Source organism: Bhargavaea cecembensis DSE10, from assembly GCF_000348905.1.
Lineage (GTDB): Bacteria > Bacillota > Bacilli > Bacillales_A > Planococcaceae > Bhargavaea > Bhargavaea cecembensis.
Window position 1 is genome coordinate 13,025 of record NZ_AOFT01000012.1, and the last position, 18,061, is coordinate 31,085.

Here is an 18,061-nt window from a genome sequence, read left to right on the forward strand (position 1 = left end):
TGCCGATGTTTACATACAAAGACCGGGCAGGCCAGCGGGTTGATCTGTTCTGGGAAAAGGACCGGGCAGGGATGAAGCCGACCCATGTGATCGTTGCCGCATTGGATGGCGGCCGGTGGCTGATGACTGTCCATCCGGGCCGCGGGCTGGAGTGGCCGGGCGGCAAGGCCGAGCCGGGCGAGACGATTGAACAGGCGGCAGTCAGGGAAGTGTACGAAGAAACCGGCATTACCGCCGGCAATTTCACATTCGTTGCCGACTATGTCGTCCATGCCGACCCGCCTTTCTGCAAAAGGGTGTTTGCTGCCGACATCCTGTCCGCCGATGAGAATTTCCCGCTCCGCGAAACGGAGGGAGCGGCTTACCTCGCAGAGTCGGACTGGGAAAAGTCTGCAGCGAATCTGAGCCGGCATATGTCGGACGAAGGAATGGACAGGATCCGGAAGAAGGTGCTGGCTGATGAAAGACGACGGAATAATTGAATACATGAGACCTTACCCGTCTCCCAACCCGAATGTGAGACTGACCGAAATCACTTATTGGTCGACGGGCTATCGCGTGAAGGGGCTGCTTGCCGAACCGGAAGCGGAAGGCATTTATGAAGGAATCATCTATTTGCGGGGCGGGATGCAGCATGTCGGGATGGTCCGGCCGTCCCGGATCGCCCAGTTTGCGCAGCAGGGATTTATCGTTTTTGCCCCGTACTACCGGGGCAACCGCGGCGGTGAAGGATTTGACGAATTCGGTGGAGCGGACCGATTTGATGCGATCAATGCGGTGGATGTGCTGAAACAGCACCCGAAGACCGACACTACGAGAATTCATCTGTTCGCATTTTCAAGGGGAGGCATTATGGCCCTCTGGACGGCAATCATGCGAAATGACATCACGTCAGTCGTGGACTGGGCGGGTGTCTCGGATGTCGTCTTCACTTACAAGGAACGGAAGGAGCTCCGCAGGATGATGAAGCGGGTCATCGGAGGAACGCCAAACAACGCCCCCGAAGAATATCGGAACCGGACGGCTCTTTTCCATGTGGATCAGATCGGTGCCCCGTTTTTGCTGATCCATGGACGTCAGGATGAAAACGTCTCGATCGAGCAGTCCATCATGCTGGAAGATGCATTGAGAGAGGCAGGAAAGCCGGTGGAGACCTGGTACTTTGCCGAGTTCAACCACCATTTCCCTCCTGCGGAATCCGCCCGTATCACGCGGGATTTATGCAACTGGATGAAAGGGAAGGGGAACTGATCCCTTACCTGCTGCAAACAAAAAAGCACCAGCGCATGAGTCGTCATGCACTGGTGCTTTTTAAATGACCGATCAGAGGATCGGACCGCCTTTTTCTTCAATCTCCTTGGAGACAGAGCCGAACTTCCTGAAGTTTTCACGGAATGCCGCAGTCAGTTCTTTCGCTTTAGCATCATATGCTTCCTTATCCGCCCAGGCATTGCGCGGGTTGAGGACTTCGGAAGGGACGCCCTCGATCTCAAGCGGCATGTTCAGGCCGAAAACCGAGCCCTTTTCCATCTCCGCGTTATCGAGCTTGCCTTCGATTGCCGCACGGACCATGGTCCGCGTGTAGCTGAGCTTCATGCGCTGTCCGACACCGTATTCTCCGCCGGTCCAGCCCGTGTTGACGAGGAAGACATTGACATCGTGTTCATCGATCTTTTTGCCGAGCATTTCCGCGTAGACTGTCGCGTGGAGCGGCAGGAACGGGGAACCGAAGCATGTCGAGAACGTCATTTGTGGTGAAGTGATGCCGCGCTCCGTACCGGCGAGCTTGGATGTGAAGCCGCTAAGGAAGTGGTACATCGCCTGCTCCTTCGTCAGCTTCGAGATTGGAGGCAGTACGCCGAATGCATCAGCCGTCAGGAAAAGGATCGTCTTCGGATGGCCGGCAACCGAAGGGATGACGCTGCCTTCAATATACTCGAGCGGGTAGGCTGCACGGGTATTCTCGGTGAGGGAGCCATCATCGTAGTTTGGCTTGCCTTCTTCATCGAGCACGACGTTTTCGAGAACCGAACCTTCACGGATCGCGCCGTAGATCTGCGGTTCTTTCTCTTCGGAAAGGTTGATGGTTTTCGCGTAGCAGCCGCCCTCAATGTTGAAGACGCCTTGTTCAGACCAGCCATGCTCATCGTCGCCGATCAGACGTCGGTGCGGATCTGCGGACAGAGTCGTCTTACCTGTGCCGGAAAGGCCGAAGAAGAGGGCGACGTCGCCTTCTTCACCGACGTTTGCCGAACAGTGCATCGACAGGATGTCCTGTTTAGGAAGCAGGTAGTTCATGATGGAGAAAATCGATTTCTTCATCTCGCCCGCGTACTCAGTGCCGCCGATGAGAATAATGCCGCGTTCAATCGAAATCATGACAAATGCTTCGGAGTTTGTGCCGTCGACTTCAGGGTCAGCCTTGAATGTCGGTGCGGACACAATCGTGAATTGCGCCTCGTGTTTTTTGAGTTCTTCTTCCGTAGGGCGGATGAACAGCTGGTGGCAGAACAGGTTGTGCCATGCGAACTCGTTCACCGCACGGATGTGCAGGCGGGAAGCAGGGTCGGCACCCGCGAAGCCGTTGAATACATAAAGCTCATTTTTGGCGCCAAGGTGATCCAGCACTTTGTTGTAGAGCTTTTCGAACACTTCAGGCTGGACCGGCTTATTCACGCTGCCCCAGTCGATGTCTTCTTTGGATGGGGACTCTTCCACGATGAAGCGGTCTTTGGGAGAGCGGCCCGTGTATTTACCGGTTGTGGCGCGGACCGCGCCTTTGTCCGTCAAAACCGCTTCGCCGCGTTCAACAGCGATCTGCGTCAGTTCCCCGACGGAAAGCTGTGTGCGGATCGAACCTCCTGCCAGAAGATCATTCAGTTTATCGCTCAGTTTTGAAGACATCATCATCTGTACCACCCTTGTCTTGTAATCCCGCCCGGAAGCGGTTTGATATGATGTGAATTAGTATAACACATTTTGTTTATTAGTCTATACTAATTCAGCGTTTCCGTGAAAAGGACCAAAAACCGTCAAGAAACCCCGGTATTCTACATTTAGTGTTTGACATCAAGTGCGGGATTCATTACTATGGAAAATTGTACGGATACTCTTATCCCGAGCTGGTGGAGGGACAGGCCCTATGAAACCCGGCAACCTGCCGTTCTCCGTGTATGGAGGCCGAGAAGGTGCCAACCTGAAGCAAGGCGTCTGCCTTGGACGATAAGAGTGAAAGGTGTCAGCGAATCCGGGCCTTTCCTCATGGATGTGAGCGGAAGGCCCTTTTTAAATGGATTGACCACAACCTCAAGTAAGCCCAAAACGGCTTGGAGTTCAACCCCGCGGGGAACGGACTTGACAGGGGAACGAGTACCGTAACACTTTTCGGCTACCCGCCGGAGCGGAGGAGGAAAACCAATGACCAACCGTCGCCTGTTCACATCCGAGTCGGTCACCGAAGGCCACCCGGATAAAATCTGCGACCAGATATCTGATGCCATCCTCGATGCCATCATCAAAGACGACCCGAATGCCCGTGTGGCATGCGAAACGACCGTGACGACCGGCCTTGTGCTGGTTGCCGGCGAAATCACGACCACCACATATGTAGATATTCCGAAGGTCGTGCGCGACACGATTAAGGAAATCGGCTATACCCGTGCGAAGTACGGCTTTGACAGCGAAACCACTGCCGTCCTGACGGCGATTGACGAACAATCACCGGACATTGCGGCAGGTGTTAACGAAGCACTTGAATCCCGTGAAGGGACGATGACGGATGACCAGCTGGAATCGATCGGAGCGGGAGACCAGGGGCTGATGTTCGGCTTCGCCTGCGACGAAACGCCCGAACTGATGCCGCTGCCGATCAGCCTGGCACACCGGCTGTCACGCCGCCTGACCGAAGTGCGCAAGGAAGAAGTTCTTCCGTACCTCCGTCCTGACGGCAAGACGCAGGTCACCGTCGAGTACGATGAAAACAACCAGCCTGTCCGTGTGGATACGATCGTTATCTCCACTCAGCATCATCAGGAAATTACGCTTCAGCAGATTCAGAAGGACATCCGTGAGCAGGTGATCGATGCCGTCGTTCCTGCTGAACTGATTGATGAAGAAACCAAGTTCTTCATCAATCCTACGGGCCGCTTTGTTATCGGAGGCCCTCAGGGGGATGCGGGACTCACCGGCCGCAAGATCATCGTCGACACCTACGGCGGATACGCGCGTCACGGCGGGGGAGCGTTCTCTGGCAAGGATCCGACGAAAGTCGACCGTTCTGCGGCATATGCGGCACGCTATGTGGCGAAGAACATTGTTGCTGCCGGCCTCGCTTCCAAGTGTGAGGTCCAGCTCGCCTATGCAATCGGCGTCGCGCAGCCTGTTTCGATCGCAATCGATACATTCGGCACCGGCAAAGCAAATGAAGGGGAGCTTGTCGAGTGGGTGCGTGAGCTGTTCGACCTGCGTCCTGCCGGCATCATCAAGATGCTTGATCTGCGCCGTCCGATTTACCAGCAGACTGCGGCGTACGGCCACTTTGGCCGCACCGACATCGATCTGCCGTGGGAGCGGACCGACAAGGCCGACCAGCTGAAAGACAAAGCGAACCGGTAATCCGGAAGCTGCCGATAAGAGAAAGGGAATCCGCATCAATTTTTGCGGATTCCCTTTTTTGTTTGCGTAATCGGACTTAGCTCCCTCGATTCGGATTTACAGCAGAAAAGATGATCATTTCTGCAGGCTCTTGTAATACTGGCCTTTCTCGGCGTACTCACGTACGATGCGTTCCATGTCCCGGATGTCGTCGTCGTTCAGCTCACGGACCACCTTGGCGGGAGAGCCGAAAGCCAGTGTGCGGGGCGGGATTTTCTTGCCCTGGGGAACAAGCGAGCCGGCGCCGACAAACGCACCTTCGCCGATTTCGGCCCCGTCCAGTATGATCGAGCCCATCCCGATCAGTGCGTTTTTCCGGATGGTGCAGCTGTGGAGGATCACGTTATGGCCGACTGTCACCTCGTCTTCAATGATGAGCGGATAGGCGGGGCTCTGGTGAAGCATGCACAGGTCCTGGATATTCACTTTCCTGCCGATGCGTGTGGCATTTACGTCACCGCGGATCACCGTATTAAACCAGACAGATGACTCGGGTCCGATCTCGACATCACCGGTCACTGTCACATGATCAGCAAGGAAAACGGACTCGTCAATCTTCGGCTCGATGCCGTTGAACGGGTAAATCATCTAAAAAACCTCTTTTCCATCGAAACTTGTAGTATCATAATCGTACTATAAAACCCGTTTCCGATGTTCCGGCAACGGGAAAAAGAAATGAAACGGCAAGACGGGAAAGGGGGAACCGCCATGTGGAAATGGGAAGCGGAAGGAAAAGCGACGGCTGCCGTCGTCCTGCTGCACAGCGCATACGAGCATCATGGCCGCCATGCCTGGCTGATTGAACGGTTCAGGACTGCGGGTATGCATGTCATCGCCGGGGACCTCCCTGGCCACGGAAAACGGGGCACGGAAGTACATGATGAAGGGTTTCATGAATACCGCAGGTTCGCAAAGGAACTCATCCGCACCGGCATGGCGGAAAACCTGCCGCTGTTTGTTCTCGGACATGGCCTTGGCGGGGTGCTGGCTGCGGATATGGCGAGAAACGACAATCTGGCCTGCGCGGGTCTGATCCTGACGTCGCCATGGTTCCGCCTGAAGCATCTGCCGCCAAGAATGAAAGGGCCGCTTTCAGGACTCGGGAAAATTGCCGGCGGCATCAAGTTTAATCACCAGATCAGCGAAGGCATGCTTACCCAGAATCAGGACCCGGTGATGGCCGATTCGGAAAATCTGTATCACCCGGTTGCGACTGCCGCGTGGTTCCGCGAACTGAATACATATATCAAGGAAATCAGTGAATCTGTACCAAAGCCCGGGGCGCCTCCGGTCCTTCTCCATGCTGCGGGACGTGATGAACTTGCGGACCCTGATGCGATGCACGACTGGCTGACGATGAAAGGCCGGGATGAATTCCAGTACAAGTCCTGGAAAAACGCCCGTCATGATATTTTCCGGGAGCCGGAGCAGGAGGAAGTGTTCTTGTACACCGAATCGTTTATCAGGAGTGTGCTTCGCTCGCTCGGCTATGTTGTCTGACTGATTCCGGATCGGGACATTCCGGTTGAGCGTTGGGTTCGTCGGGTATAGTAAGAGCAGACCGACAACATCCGAGGAGGGACTCCCATGACTGAACACAACAGCAGAACCCCGGAGCAGATGGCCAAGTCCTCTGCAGAAGCGATGAACAAAAGCCAAGAGCAGCAGGAATTCATCTCCAGGAAGTCAGGAGGCACCATGACCGGCCAGCCCGGCAGCGCCTATTCCGACAAGGCCCGGAAGACTGACCAGGTGGCCGCTACGGAATATACGGACGGGGACGGCGGATTCGATGCACGGGACAAACTTGAAACCGGTGAATAAAGGCAGGGCCGCGGCATTGCGCGGCCCTTCTTTTTTTGATTAGAATGAATGGATGCGAACAATGGAAGGAATGGATGAAATGGACTTTTTCGAGCGAAAGCGTACGGAGACGGGTGTGTCGCTGAATGATGTGCAAAAGCAGGCTGTCCTGAAGACGGACGGCCCGCTGCTCGTACTGGCATGCCCGGGCTCGGGAAAGACGACAACAATGATCATGAGGATCGGTTACATGATCGCGGAAAAGGGGATTGCCCCGGCGCGCATCAAGCCGATCACCTTCAGCAAGGCCGCCGCGACCGATATGCGCGACAGATTTACAAAACTCTTTCCGGGGCTGCAGCCTCCGGCGTTCTCGACGATCCATAGCCTCGCGCTGGATATTGTACGCCGGCACCTCGACCATATGGGCATCGAGTGGGCGCTGATTGAAGGAAAGACGGACCAGGTCCCGCCAAAGCCGGTTCTTTTGAAACGGAGTTTCCGTGAAGTCACCGGGGAAGACCCGACGGAAGATGAACTGAAGTCGGTCGGGACATTCGCCAGTTTTGTGAAGAACCGGCTCATCCCACAGGAAGAGTGGACAGGCCTCAAGGGACCTGTTGAGAGGGCAGGGGAGATCCTGCAGAAATATGAGTTCCACAAGCGAAGCCGCCGCCGGCTTCAGCTGCTGGATTTTGATGATATGCTGACGATCGCGGAGGAGGCGCTGCGCACGGATCCCGACCTGTGCATGAGGATGCAGGACCGTTTCGATTACGTGATCACCGATGAAAGCCAGGATACGTCACTTGCCCAGCACCGGATCGTGGAACATCTGGTCCGCCGGCACGGCAACCTCTGTGCCGTCGCCGACGATGACCAGTCCATCTACACATGGCGCGGGGCGGACCCGCAATACTTGCTGGACTTCCGGAACCACTATCCGCAGGCCGAGGTTCTCATGATGGAGACGAATTACCGGTCGTCATCGGAAATCGTCCAGACGGCCGCCGGTTTCATCAAGCGCAACAAAGAGCGCTACGAGAAAGGGATGGTTCCGGTAAACGGCAGTGCCGGGCCCGTGAACCTGAAGAGGTTCCATGACCGCGATGAGCAGGTCCGCTATGTCATCTACGAACTGCTTGCGATGGAAAATCCGGGAGAGGCAGCGGTGCTGTTCCGAAATAACTCCTCATCGACGGCTTTTGTCTCCGAGCTGCACCGCCGTGGCATCCCCTTTTATATGAAGGATGCCGACGACCGGTTTTTCGACCACTGGGTCGTGGAAGATCTTCTGAACTTCATGAGGCTGGCTTATCTGCCGGAAAGGAAAGACCTGTTCGCCAGGGTCGCGCTCAAGATGGACCTGTTCATCAGCCGCTCCACAGTCGAGGCGTTCGTCAGGAGCGGTCCCGAAGGGAATGTCTTCGATGCGTTTGCACGTTCGTCTGCAAACCTGTCCGATGACCAGCGGCGAAAACTGGCCGCCTACCGGTCAATCTATGATGGGCTCAAGGACAGACGTCCCGCAGATATCATCCGGACGGTCCGGGACAATCTGGGGTATGAAGCTTCCCTGAAAAGCCGCTCGGAAAAGTTCGGCTACCGCATCGATACACTGACCGGCATGCTGGATACACTCACGGTCATCGCGGCGCCGCTCCGGACAATGACCGCCTTTGCCGAAAAACTTTCCGAACTGAAAGCGGCCGTCTCGGAAGCCAAACGGAAACCTCAGGAAGGCGCGGTCACGCTGTCGACTTTCCACAGCGCCAAAGGGCTCGAGTTCAAACAGGTCTTCATGGTCGATCTGAATGAAGGCACCATTCCGGCTTCAGAGGACCTGAAGGACCCGGAAATGATGGAAGAAGCCAGAAGGCTGTTTTATGTCGGGATGACACGGGCCAAAGAACGGCTTGAACTGATCAACTATTCCACGGACAACGGAAAAGACCTGACAGAATCCCGCTTTATCAGCGAGGTCAGGGGACTGCAGGCGATCGGCCGCCCGGAGGGGGAAATACCGGAGAATCCCGGAAAATCCGTCCGCAAGCGGACAGCGGTGATCCCTGACCCCGATGCCATTTCCGATAGCGGGGTGCTTTCACCGGGAGTGAAGGTCCGTCATAAAGTGTTCGGCAACGGAGAGGTGGAGGAACTCAGGGGGGACCGGGTCCTCATCAGGTTCGCGAAACAGCGGAAAGAGCTGGACCTTGGCATGTGCATCAGTAAGGGGCTGCTCGAGGAAAGGGGATGAGCCGGATGAAAGAATGGGTGGCAGTCGGACTCGCCGGTATGGCGGGCGCCGTTTCGAGAACGGCCATATCGCATACGTTCGGACATGACGGCGTCTTTCCCTATGCGACACTTGCCGTAAACTTATCGGGCGCATTCGTCCTTTGCTCACTCATTGCGGCCGCTCCCTTTAAGCAGCCGTGGAGAGCCGCCGTACATACAGGATTTCTTGGCTCGTTTACGACGTTTTCCGCACTAAGCGAGGAACTGGGCGGCATGCTGGCTGACGGTCGATGGGGTCCTTCTTTCCTTTATGCCGTTCTATCGGCAGGCGGCGGACTGCTTTCCGGTCTCGCAGGATTGTGGGTCGGATCGGGGAGAGGAAAGTCATGACCATGCTCAGCTGGTTGTCCGTTGCGGCCGGCGGGATGATCGGCTCTGTCCTCCGGTATTTCATAAGTGCAAGGCTGAATCGTGAACGGGGATTTCCTGCCGGCACGTTTGCCGTCAATATGGCCGGTGCTTTCCTGGCGGGGATCTTCTCCGGCCTGGCAGCGGGAAGCCCGGCGCACGCCTTTGTCGTATACGGCATCTTGGGTGCCCTGACCACCTTCTCCACATGGCATGCAGAAATCCTTGTTATGTGGCAGGAGGGGCGCCGTACCGCTTCAGTCCTGTACGCCCTGTCGACACTGGTCCTCGGAATTGTTTTTTATATGATTCCGTTTATATATGTAGCTTCGTGAATTGCCAGTATTCATCCAGTTTATTGATTTTCTTCTAGGGAAAGAGTGAAGCAGAGCGCTAGAGAAGGAGGATCATAAATGGATAAACGGCAACAGGGTAAACGGACCAGCAAGGACCTCCAACTGGACCAGTTCAGGACCGATGACCGGAACAAGAAACTCACGACCAACCAGGGCCTGAAGATGGCGGAGGACGAACACTCACTTACGGCAGGTGAACGAGGGCCCACGCTCATGGAAGATTTCCACTTCAGGGAGAAGATGACCCATTTCGACCATGAGCGGATTCCGGAACGTGTCGTCCATGCGAGAGGATTTGCGGCACATGGGGAGTTCGAGGCCTACCAGTCGATGGAGAAATACACGAAAGCGGGTTTCCTTTCTGAAAAAGGCAAGAAAACCCCTGTGTTCGTCCGCTTCTCGACAGTTGTCGGGCAGAAGGGATCCACGGATATCCCGCGTGATGTCCGCGGGTTTGCAACGAAGTTCTATACCGACGAGGGGAATTATGATCTGGTGAGCAACAATATGCCCATCTTCTTTATCCAGGATGGCATCAAGTTCCCGGATCTGGTGCACTCCATCAAACCGGAGCCGCATAATGAGATTCCGCAGGCGACCGGTGCCCATGATACTTTCTGGGATTTCGTCATCAACAACCAGGAGACGGCAAACCAGGTCATGTGGCTGATGAGCCCGAGGGCCCTGCCGAGAAGCTTCCGCATGATGGAAGGCTTCAGCATCAATACATTCCGCTTCGTCAATGCGGAGGGCAAATCCCGGTTTGTCCGGTTTAAATGGATTCCGGTTCTCGGCCTTCACTCGTTTGAATGGGATGAGGCACAAAAGGTATCAGGAAATGACCCGGACTTTAACCGCCGGGACCTTTGGATGAATATCGAGATGGGCAATTATCCGGAATTCGAACTGGGAGTCCAGATCATCGAAGAAAAAGATGAATTCAAGTTCGACTTCGACATTCTCGATGCCACGAAATTCTGGCCTGAAGAGGAAATCCCGGTCAAGGTCATTGGGAAGATGACGCTCAACCGGAATGTCGACAATTACTTCTCGGAAACGGAACAGGTCGCGTTCCATCCGGGCCATGTTGTGCCGGGCATCGATTTTTCAAATGACCCCCTTCTTCAGGGACGTCTCTTTTCCTACACGGACACACAGCTGATCCGGCTCGGCGGCCCGAACTTCCATGAGATCCCGATCAACCGCCCGGTCTGCCCGTTCCATAACAACCAGCGGGACGGCTATAACCGGCAGACCATCAATGTCGGAAAGGTGGCTTATAACAAGAACTCCTTGGCGGATGGTACGCCTGCGCCGGCTTCTGAGGAAGAGGGCGGCTATGTCCACTATCAGGAGAAAGTGGAAGGCCGGAAAGTCCGCGCCAGAAGCGAGTCATTCAAGGACCACTTCTCGCAGGCCCGCATGTTCTGGAACAGCCTGGCTGATTTCGAGAAAAACCATATCATCGAGGCTTTCAGCTTCGAGGTCGGGAAGGTGAATAGCCAGGAGATCCGACAGGGCGTCGTGGATATGTTCGCCAAAGTGGACCAGGGACTGATGACCGCAGTAGCCAAGAAAATCAATGCCAATCCGCCGAAGGAAAGCCATGTAAAATACAACAAGAAATCTCCAGCGGTGAGTATGTCGAACACCGTAAGGAAACCGCAGACCCGCCGGGCGGGCATCATCGTGGGCGAAGGCTTTGACGGCAACAGCCTCGGAGATGTGCTGGACAAACTGAAGGAAGCCGGAATCACCGCGGACTTCATTAGCGAACGCCAGGGCACCATCAAAGGCCAGGACGGTTACAAGGCCGAGGCGAACCACACGTTCACGACGACCCATGCGGTGCTTTATGACGGCATCATCATCGCAGGCGGAACAGGTGAAAACACGGCGAAGTTCAAGAGGGATGCTTCAGAATTCATCAATGACACGTTCAAGCACTACAAGACGATCGGTGTGACGGCAGGCGGCAATGACCTCTTTGCCCAGTCGATGGCCAAAGAAGGGCCGGGTGTCATCATGGAAAGCGGCCGCAGAGACTTTGGCCATGCACTTGTTGACTCTTTTGCCCAGTATAAGCATCACGACAGAAAGTTCTGAAACTGGTCATGACCAGCGTAGCGCGGCGCCTGACAGGGTGCCGCGTTATTCGTTGTCGGCGATGGTGCAAGCCGATACAATAAAGGCCGGAAGGAGCGTGATGGAATGGCCGGGAGAAAACCGTCCGGCATGCGGAATCGGCCTGCGGGAGCCATTGCCGTTCTCCTGCTGATTGCAATCGTTTATTTTCTTGCGGAGATACCGGAAGAGGAACGCGGCCGGGGCAGCCCGACAAAATCAGGTGAACAGATCCCCGCGGATGCTCCTGCAGAAGGGTTGGTTCCTGTGGAACTCGTTCGGACGATTGACGGGGACACGATCAAAATCCGCTATCAGGGAAAGGAACAGAATGTCAGGTACCTGCTGATTGATACGCCGGAGACGAACCATCCCCAGCTCGGAAAGCAGCCGTTCGGCGAACGGGCGAAGGATCGGAACCGGGAGCTTCTAGCGAATGGCGAGGTCGCCATCGAGTTCGATATCGGGCAGCGCACCGACAAGTACGGCCGACTCCTTGCATACGTGTATGTAGACGGGGAAAGCATACAGGAAAAGCTGCTTGAGGAGGGACTTGCCCGGGTCGGATATGTCTATCCGCCGAACACCCGCCATCTCGAACGTTTTGAACAGGCAGAGATTAGGGCAAAGGATAAGGGAATCGGAATCTGGTCGATCGAGGACTATGCGACCGATCGGGGATTTGACGCTGGAAAAGCGGAACAGGCCGGTAAGAGCCGGGAAACGCGGAACCGGGAAGAAGCGGACCAGGCGGGCCCGTTCGCCAATTGCAAGGAACTTCGCGCGGTTCATCCGGATGGCGTGAAAAGGGGGCACCCGGCTTATTCGGAGCGGCTCGATGGAGACCATGACGGGATGGCCTGTGAAGCTTCATAGGAGGGACGGATATGGGACTGGAGGAAATATGGAAAGGGACAGTTGAGTCGGCAGCCGATCAAAACAGGTTCAAGTATCATCAGATCGTAAGAGGGCCTGATTTCTCGGACAAAGCAAATGTGGCGCTGATCGGGTTCTGTTGTGATGAAGGCGTCCGAAGGAACAACGGCCGCCCGGGGGCGGCCAAGGCGCCGGATGCGATCCGCGCGGCATTGGCCCCGATGCCCTGGCATGGTAAAGAGGCGACGTTGTGTGATTACGGAAATGTGTCGTGCAGCGACAGCCGGCTGGAAGATGCGCAGGACGAACTGGCGGAAAAGGTGTCGGAGGCCTATGGCCAAGGGTCGCGCGCCGTCATTCTTGGGGGCGGGCACGAAACCCTTTACGGCCATTACCTCGGCTTGAGACTACATCTCGGATCGGAAGCAAGCATCGGCATCCTCAACATCGATGCGCATTTTGACCTGCGCCCGCATGACGGGGAATCTTCATCCGGCACGATGTTCCGGCAGATCCTTGAGGAAGACCAGAATGCCGGTTATTTCGTTCTCGGCATCCAGCGTTTCGGCAATTCGCGTTCCCTTTTTGAGACGGCCCAAGAATTTGATGTGGACTATATGCCGGAAGAAACGGTCCGCCAGTCGGATTCCGCCCAGCTGTCCGGAAGAATCCAGTCCTTTATCGGACAATATGATGCAGTAATCGTGACACTGTGCATGGATGTGCTGGACATGGCATCGGCACCCGGCGTCAGTGCGCCTTCACCGTTCGGACTTGATCCGGTGTCGGTCAGATCGATCATCCGTGCCGCATGCAGCCATCCGGCTGTCCGGTCCTTTGATATTTCTGAAGTCAACCCTGACGTGGATGAGGGGGGCAGGACTGTGCGCCTTGGGGCGGCTCTGACGAATGAGGCAATCCTCTCATTCCTCGGCAAGGCACCCGAAATCTAAACGAACCGGACCGGTAAACGATGTCGTTTTCCGGTCCGGTTTTTTAAATCGGCTCGTTCCTCGCCGTGTTTCCTTTATCTCATTGCGAAGGGCTCCAGTTTGTACGTTGCTGAACGGGCGCTTGCGCTTTTGTCCATTCAGGATGTCCGGCTGCTTCCCGGGCCGAAGCGTTCGGTATAGTCGGTCACTTCCCGGAGAGCGCGTTCTTCCGCGGGGATCCGGACAGACAGCATCCATGCATTCAGGGCCATGAACAGCACGGCGGTGAGATAGGCCTGGAAGATGAGCGGCAAGACGAGCAGTTCGGTGGTGACGATGACATAATTCGGATGGCGCAGCCATTTATAGGGGCCGCGCTTCACGACATTGGCGCCGGGGAGAATGATGATTTTGGTATTCCAGAATTCACCCAGCGATGCAAGGCACCAGACCCGCATCACCTGCATGGCGAGGAAAACGGCAAGAAGCACCGGCCAGACAGGAGACAGGGGACGGTCTGTCAGGAGAACTTCAGCAATCAGGAAAATGAAAAACCCTGTATGCATGGCCACCATATACGGATAATGGGAGGCGCCCGCTTCGAATGCCCCTTGGCTTTTGAGTTTCTGTTCATTGCGCTTCGCAACGCGGAGTTCGACAAGGCGCTGAATGATGACCAGTCCGATCAGTATCCAAAACAGCATGATCATGCCTCCTTATTGCCATTCCAACAAAAGCAGTTCCCCCGAGAAACCCGGTCCCAGAGCTGCCATGAGGCCCTTTTCCCCGGCTTCCGGCTGTTTCATCATGAACTGTTCCAGCACGAACAGGACAGTCGGGGAAGACATATTGCCGTATTTCCGGAGAACCCGTCTGGAAATTTCGGTCATGCCGGGTTCAAATCCGAGTGCCTCCTCGTACGCAAGCAGCACTTTCTTGCCTCCGGGATGTGCCACGAAATGCCGGATATCTGACTGCGAAAGACCTTCTTTCCGGAGGAATTCATGGACAAACGGGCCGAGCCATTCCGTGATGATGGACGGGATGCTCTTGGAAAAGATCACATGAAGGCCTGTGTCGTCCACATCCCAGCCCATGACGTCTTCGGAGTCCGGCATCAGTTTAGATAGTGTGGAGCGGATGGACGGCACCGTGCCGAATGAGCGATGGGCCACTTTGTCTCCGGCCACGACAGCGCAGGCCACTCCGTCGGCGAATAGAGAGGCCCCGACCAGATTGCTTTTCGTATAATCTTCCGCCTGGAAGGTCAGGCTGCATAATTCCACGCAGAGAACGAGAACGCGATGGTCCGGATGGGCGAGACAGTAGTCGAACGCGCGGCTCATTCCGGAAGCGCCTCCCGCACAGCCGAGCCCCCAGACAGGAATCCGTTTGACATCATCCCGGAAAGGGAGGAGATTCATGATCCGTGCTTCGATGCTTGGGGTCGAGATGCCGCTGCTCGATATGTAGAAGATCGCATCGATCTCTTCATAACCGATTTCCTCATTAAGCAAGCTGCGGTTTTGCAGGCAGCCTGTGATCGCCTCGGAACCCAGGCTTATGGCGTGTTCGATATACAGGCTGTTGCGCTCTCCGAACGGATGCGCTTCCCGGTACCATTCGAGCGGCATGGCAATGTAGCGGGTGTCGATATCGCCGTTGTCAAATACCCGGAGCAGCCGCTCCGTGTCCCTGAACTTTCCGCTGAACAGCTGTTTAGTCAGACCTGCTGCATCTCTCTGGCCGATTTCATGGTCCGGAGTGAGTGTATAGATCGATTCAATGACAGGCATTCCGTTTCCTCCTCGGTTCATCTTCCAACTCTATACCCTTGTCCTTCCAAGATATGCGGCGGGGAGGCAGTCTATCAGTCCAGCAGAAGGGGTTCCCGGAACTCCTTTTTCTTTTCGAATGCGACGAGGAATGGCGGATGGCCCTTCTGGTTGATCAGCTCGTAACGGGCCACGTCGACATCGGATTCCCTAAGCCGGCGGGCGTATGCAAGAAGCGCGTCCCGCTCCCGGTCGCCGCCTTCATGGCCGTCATACACACAAACCGTGACCAGGCCCCCTTTTTTCAGCAGGCCGAGCAGGTCATGGACAGCCCTGACCGTCGTTTCCGGACGGGTGATCACCGAGCGGTCGCCTGCATTCGGAAGAAACCCGAGGTTGAACATGGCTCCGCCGACGGGACCTTCCGCGTAGTCCGCCACCCGGTCATGGCTATCCAGGATCAGTTCCGCACGATCCGAAAGATTTCCGAGGCGGATCCGTGTCGAGTCGAGGGCTTCCTGCTGGATATCAAAAGCAAGGACCCGTCCATCCGGCCCTGTCAGCTCCGCCAGGAACAACGTGTCATGTCCGTTCCCGGCAGTGGCATCCACGACCGTTTCTCCGGGAAGGACAGTCCGCTCCAACAGTTTTCTCGCCTGCGCGAGTGTTCGTCCAAGTTCCATAAAAAACATCCTCTCCTTAAAGGCTGGTTCCTCTATCGTATCACCGCAGGGGGGCGGGGCTCCATTGGGCAGTGGATTGACAATGTTCGGACATAGGGCGTCCGTATTGAAATACCGCACAGACGGGCATACAATCAGTGAGGTGAATTTTAAAACAGGGGGTGGGGACATGCCAAGAAGCGTATGGCTGCTCGTCATCGGAATGTTCGTCAACACGGTCGGAAACTCGTTTATCTGGCCGCTCAACACCATCTATCTGCACGACCATCTCGGGAAGTCGCTGTCTGTCGCTGGGCTTGTCCTCATGGCCAACTCCGCTGCAGGCATCGTCGGCAATATGCTCGGCGGCTTTCTGTTTGACCGCATCGGCGGGTACCGTTCCGTGCTGGCCGGCATCCTGATCTCGCTTGTGGCACTGGTCGGCCTCGTCTTCTATCACGGCTGGCCGCATTATGTCTGGCTTCTCGTCTTGCTCGGTTTCGGGGGCGGCATCGTCTTCCCGAGCATGTACGCCATGGTCGGGACAGCCTGGCCCGAGGGCGGGCGGAAAGCATTTAATTCCATCTACCTTGCAAACAACGCCGGCGTCGCAATCGGCCCGGCACTGGCGGGACTGGTCGCTTCCTATAATATTGAATACATCTTCGTCGCCAACACGGTGATGTATGTTCTTTTTCTCCTGATTGCAGCTGTTGCCTACAGAGGCTTCAAGATCGATCCTGCGACCCACACATCGGTCATCAAGGAAAAGCGCACCATCCGGGAAAAGGCGCCTCTCTATTCCTTGACGATCATGCTGTCCGGTTTCTTCCTGACCTGGCTCGTGTATTCGCAGTGGACGACCACGCTGTCGACCCATGCCCTCGACATTGGCATCTCCCTCGGTGAGTACAGCCTGCTCTGGACGATCAACGGTGCGCTCATCGTTCTCGGCCAGCCGCTGATCCGTCCGGTTATCAAGCGCTTCGAAGACCGGCTGAAGGTCCAGATGCTAATCGGCATCATCATTTTCACCTCATCCTTTGTCGTCGTCGGCTTCGCGGAATCATTTGCCATGTTTGTAACGTCCATGGTCATTCTCACATTTGGTGAGATGTTTGTCTGGCCGGTCATTCCGACCATCGCCAATTCACTCGCGCCTCCCGGAAGAGAAGGTTTCTACCAGGGAATCGTGAACAGCGTCTCGACGGGCGGACGCATGATCGGTCCGGTGGTCGGCGGCGTTCTTGTCGACCTGTACGGAACGCAGGTCATGCTGATCATCCTGACCGCTATTCTCAGCTTTGCCATCCTGACGAGCCTATTCTATGATGTTCCCCTTAAGCGGGAGGCTGCCAAGCAGGCTGCCGCTCATCGGCCATAAATCCACTTAGACCCGACAGCATGTTGCTGCCGGGTCTTTTGGTGTGTCCAGAAATTTCAACGCCGGCCGGAATCCTCTGATTGCATTGCAAGATTGGCAGTGTTCTGATTAAATGAAGTTAGTAACGCTTTCATTTATGAGGACCGGAGGGTGATTTTATGAAACAGATCTATGACCAGGCGGCAGAAGCTGTCTCGGATATCAAGGACGGCGCAACGCTCATGGTCGGCGGCTTCGGCCTTGTCGGAATTCCGGAACAGCTGATCCTTGCGCTTGCCGACAGCGGAGTCAAGGACCTGACCGTCATTTCCAACAACTGCGGAATCGATGATTGGGGACTTGGCCTGCTGCTGAACAACCGCCAGATCAAGAAAATGATCGGCTCCTATGTCGGAGAGAACAAAGAGTTCGAGCGCCAGGTGCTGAGCGGTGAGCTCGAGGTTGAACTGACGCCTCAAGGGACACTTGCAGAAAAGATCCGCGCAGGCGGAGCGGGCATCCCGGCATTCTTCACACCTGCCGGGGTTGGAACACCGATCGCAGAAGGCAAGGAGACCCGGACCTTCAATGGGAAGGAATATGTCCTTGAAGAAGCATTAACTGCTGATTTTGCACTTGTGCGTGCCGCAAAGGCAGACAGGCTCGGCAACCTGATCTACAACAAAACCGCCCAGAACTTCAACCCGATGATGGCCGCGGCCGGCAAAGTAACAATCGCCGAAGCGGAAGAAATCGTGGATGCGGGCAAACTGGATCCTGCAACGGTCCATACGCCGAGCATCTATGTGCAGCGGCTGATCCAGGCAGAACAGGAAAAACGCATCGAGCGGCTCACAACCCGCTGACGGAA

Annotated in this window: 18 protein-coding genes and 1 riboswitch; of the genes, 13 read left to right on the forward strand and 5 right to left on the reverse strand. The window is 55.8% G+C overall.

Going from position 1 to position 18,061, the window contains the following annotated elements; genetic code table 11:
- The first annotated feature begins 5 nt into the window (after positions 1-5).
- Positions 6-482 (forward strand): NUDIX domain-containing protein, encoded by a 477-nt coding sequence (locus tag C772_RS11460; protein WP_008300122.1) that lies wholly within the window; start codon positions 6-8, stop codon positions 480-482.
- On the forward strand, positions 460-1,251 hold the full coding sequence (locus tag C772_RS11465) for an alpha/beta hydrolase family protein (RefSeq protein WP_008300124.1): 792 nt from the start codon (positions 460-462) through the stop codon (positions 1,249-1,251). Before C772_RS11460 ends, C772_RS11465 begins: the two co-directional genes overlap by 23 nt.
- A 72-nt stretch (positions 1,252-1,323) precedes the next feature.
- Here the strand turns inward: C772_RS11465 and pckA are convergent, their stop codons facing one another.
- Positions 1,324-2,907: a phosphoenolpyruvate carboxykinase (ATP) gene (pckA, locus tag C772_RS11470; RefSeq protein ID WP_035002306.1), complete on the reverse strand. Its 1,584-nt coding sequence runs from the start codon at positions 2,905-2,907 to the stop codon at positions 1,324-1,326.
- Between the two features lie 202 nt (positions 2,908-3,109).
- Positions 3,110-3,229, forward strand: a riboswitch (SAM riboswitch).
- Between the two features lie 188 nt (positions 3,230-3,417).
- Between pckA and metK the strand changes: the two genes are divergently transcribed.
- Entirely contained in the window at positions 3,418-4,614 is a 1,197-nt protein-coding gene (metK, locus tag C772_RS11475) for a methionine adenosyltransferase (protein WP_008300127.1), read from the forward strand.
- A gap of 114 nt (positions 4,615-4,728) precedes the next feature.
- On the opposite strand, the gene C772_RS11480 is transcribed toward metK, so the two are convergent.
- A complete protein-coding gene (locus C772_RS11480; RefSeq protein ID WP_008300129.1) occupies positions 4,729-5,241 on the reverse strand; it encodes a gamma carbonic anhydrase in 513 nt (170 codons plus the stop codon).
- A 120-nt stretch (positions 5,242-5,361) separates the two neighbouring features.
- Here C772_RS11480 and C772_RS11485 point away from each other — a divergent pair, with 120 nt between their 5' ends.
- The 8 genes from C772_RS11485 to hutG all read left to right on the forward strand — a co-directional run bounded on the left by C772_RS11485 (position 5,362) and on the right by hutG (position 13,411).
- Entirely contained in the window at positions 5,362-6,153 is a 792-nt protein-coding gene (locus C772_RS11485) for an alpha/beta hydrolase (RefSeq protein WP_008300131.1), read from the forward strand.
- 87 nt (positions 6,154-6,240) lie between these two features.
- On the forward strand, positions 6,241-6,477 hold the full coding sequence (locus C772_RS11490; protein WP_008300133.1) for a hypothetical protein: 237 nt from the start codon (positions 6,241-6,243) through the stop codon (positions 6,475-6,477).
- A gap of 61 nt (positions 6,478-6,538) precedes the next feature.
- Positions 6,539-8,713 carry an ATP-dependent helicase gene (locus C772_RS11495; RefSeq protein ID WP_235046406.1) on the forward strand — a complete coding sequence of 725 codons (2,175 nt, stop codon included), beginning with the start codon at positions 6,539-6,541 and terminating at the stop codon, positions 8,711-8,713.
- Between the two features lie 5 nt (positions 8,714-8,718).
- Entirely contained in the window at positions 8,719-9,084 is a 366-nt protein-coding gene (locus C772_RS11500) for a fluoride efflux transporter FluC (protein ID WP_035002296.1), read from the forward strand.
- Positions 9,081-9,437: a fluoride efflux transporter CrcB gene (gene crcB / locus C772_RS11505; RefSeq protein ID WP_008300140.1), complete on the forward strand. Its 357-nt coding sequence runs from the start codon at positions 9,081-9,083 to the stop codon at positions 9,435-9,437. Before C772_RS11500 ends, crcB begins: the two co-directional genes overlap by 4 nt.
- A 78-nt stretch (positions 9,438-9,515) precedes the next feature.
- Positions 9,516-11,564: a catalase gene (locus tag C772_RS11510; protein ID WP_008300141.1), complete on the forward strand. Its 2,049-nt coding sequence runs from the start codon at positions 9,516-9,518 to the stop codon at positions 11,562-11,564.
- Positions 11,565-11,669: 105 nt separating this feature from the next.
- Positions 11,670-12,458: a thermonuclease family protein gene (locus C772_RS11515; protein WP_008300142.1), complete on the forward strand. Its 789-nt coding sequence runs from the start codon at positions 11,670-11,672 to the stop codon at positions 12,456-12,458.
- 11 nt (positions 12,459-12,469) lie between these two features.
- Positions 12,470-13,411 carry a formimidoylglutamase gene (gene hutG, locus C772_RS11520; RefSeq protein WP_008300143.1) on the forward strand — a complete coding sequence of 314 codons (942 nt, stop codon included), beginning with the start codon at positions 12,470-12,472 and terminating at the stop codon, positions 13,409-13,411.
- A gap of 137 nt (positions 13,412-13,548) precedes the next feature.
- Here the strand turns inward: hutG and C772_RS11525 are convergent, their stop codons facing one another.
- The 3 genes from C772_RS11525 to C772_RS11535 form a co-directional block, all read right to left on the reverse strand.
- The gene (locus tag C772_RS11525) at positions 13,549-14,094 is read right to left on the reverse strand and encodes an isoprenylcysteine carboxyl methyltransferase family protein (protein ID WP_008300144.1); all 546 of its coding nucleotides are present in this window, start codon (positions 14,092-14,094) and stop codon (positions 13,549-13,551) included.
- A gap of 12 nt (positions 14,095-14,106) precedes the next feature.
- The gene (locus C772_RS11530) at positions 14,107-15,186 is read right to left on the reverse strand and encodes a type III polyketide synthase (protein ID WP_008300145.1); all 1,080 of its coding nucleotides are present in this window, start codon (positions 15,184-15,186) and stop codon (positions 14,107-14,109) included.
- Positions 15,187-15,260: 74 nt separating this feature from the next.
- Positions 15,261-15,848, reverse strand: a complete 588-nt coding sequence (locus tag C772_RS11535) for a class I SAM-dependent methyltransferase (RefSeq protein ID WP_008300146.1) — start codon at positions 15,846-15,848, stop codon at positions 15,261-15,263.
- Between the two features lie 169 nt (positions 15,849-16,017).
- On the opposite strand from C772_RS11535, the gene C772_RS11540 reads away from it, so the two are divergent.
- A complete protein-coding gene (locus tag C772_RS11540) occupies positions 16,018-17,211 on the forward strand; it encodes an MDR family MFS transporter (RefSeq protein ID WP_008300147.1) in 1,194 nt (397 codons plus the stop codon).
- A 158-nt stretch (positions 17,212-17,369) separates the two neighbouring features.
- Complete coding sequence (locus C772_RS11545) at positions 17,370-18,056, forward strand: CoA transferase subunit A (protein WP_008300150.1); 687 nt, start codon at positions 17,370-17,372, stop codon at positions 18,054-18,056.
- The last annotated feature ends 5 nt before the right edge of the window (positions 18,057-18,061 follow it).

Bases quoted from the DNA above. Each gene is read 5' to 3' on its own strand.
- crcB (WP_008300140.1), top strand. From the start codon at position 9,081: ATGACCATGCTCAGCTGGTTGTCCGTTGCGGCCGGCGGGATGATCGGC.
- C772_RS11545 (WP_008300150.1), top strand. From the start codon at position 17,370: ATGAAACAGATCTATGACCAGGCGGCAGAAGCTGTCTCGGATATCAAG.
- C772_RS11525 (WP_008300144.1), bottom strand. From the start codon at position 14,094: ATGCTGTTTTGGATACTGATCGGACTGGTCATCATTCAGCGCCTTGTC.
- metK (WP_008300127.1), top strand. From the start codon at position 3,418: ATGACCAACCGTCGCCTGTTCACATCCGAGTCGGTCACCGAAGGCCAC.
- C772_RS11500 (WP_035002296.1), top strand. From the start codon at position 8,719: ATGAAAGAATGGGTGGCAGTCGGACTCGCCGGTATGGCGGGCGCCGTT.
- C772_RS11510 (WP_008300141.1), top strand. From the start codon at position 9,516: ATGGATAAACGGCAACAGGGTAAACGGACCAGCAAGGACCTCCAACTG.
- C772_RS11515 (WP_008300142.1), top strand. From the start codon at position 11,670: ATGGCCGGGAGAAAACCGTCCGGCATGCGGAATCGGCCTGCGGGAGCC.
- C772_RS11490 (WP_008300133.1), top strand. From the start codon at position 6,241: ATGACTGAACACAACAGCAGAACCCCGGAGCAGATGGCCAAGTCCTCT.
- C772_RS11495 (WP_235046406.1), top strand. From the start codon at position 6,539: ATGGAAGGAATGGATGAAATGGACTTTTTCGAGCGAAAGCGTACGGAG.
- C772_RS11460 (WP_008300122.1), top strand. From the start codon at position 6: ATGTTTACATACAAAGACCGGGCAGGCCAGCGGGTTGATCTGTTCTGG.
- C772_RS11485 (WP_008300131.1), top strand. From the start codon at position 5,362: ATGTGGAAATGGGAAGCGGAAGGAAAAGCGACGGCTGCCGTCGTCCTG.
- hutG (WP_008300143.1), top strand. From the start codon at position 12,470: ATGGGACTGGAGGAAATATGGAAAGGGACAGTTGAGTCGGCAGCCGAT.
- C772_RS11480 (WP_008300129.1), bottom strand. From the start codon at position 5,241: ATGATTTACCCGTTCAACGGCATCGAGCCGAAGATTGACGAGTCCGTT.
- pckA (WP_035002306.1), bottom strand. From the start codon at position 2,907: ATGATGTCTTCAAAACTGAGCGATAAACTGAATGATCTTCTGGCAGGA.
- C772_RS11465 (WP_008300124.1), top strand. From the start codon at position 460: ATGAAAGACGACGGAATAATTGAATACATGAGACCTTACCCGTCTCCC.
- C772_RS11540 (WP_008300147.1), top strand. From the start codon at position 16,018: ATGCCAAGAAGCGTATGGCTGCTCGTCATCGGAATGTTCGTCAACACG.
- C772_RS11535 (WP_008300146.1), bottom strand. From the start codon at position 15,848: ATGGAACTTGGACGAACACTCGCGCAGGCGAGAAAACTGTTGGAGCGG.
- C772_RS11530 (WP_008300145.1), bottom strand. From the start codon at position 15,186: ATGCCTGTCATTGAATCGATCTATACACTCACTCCGGACCATGAAATC.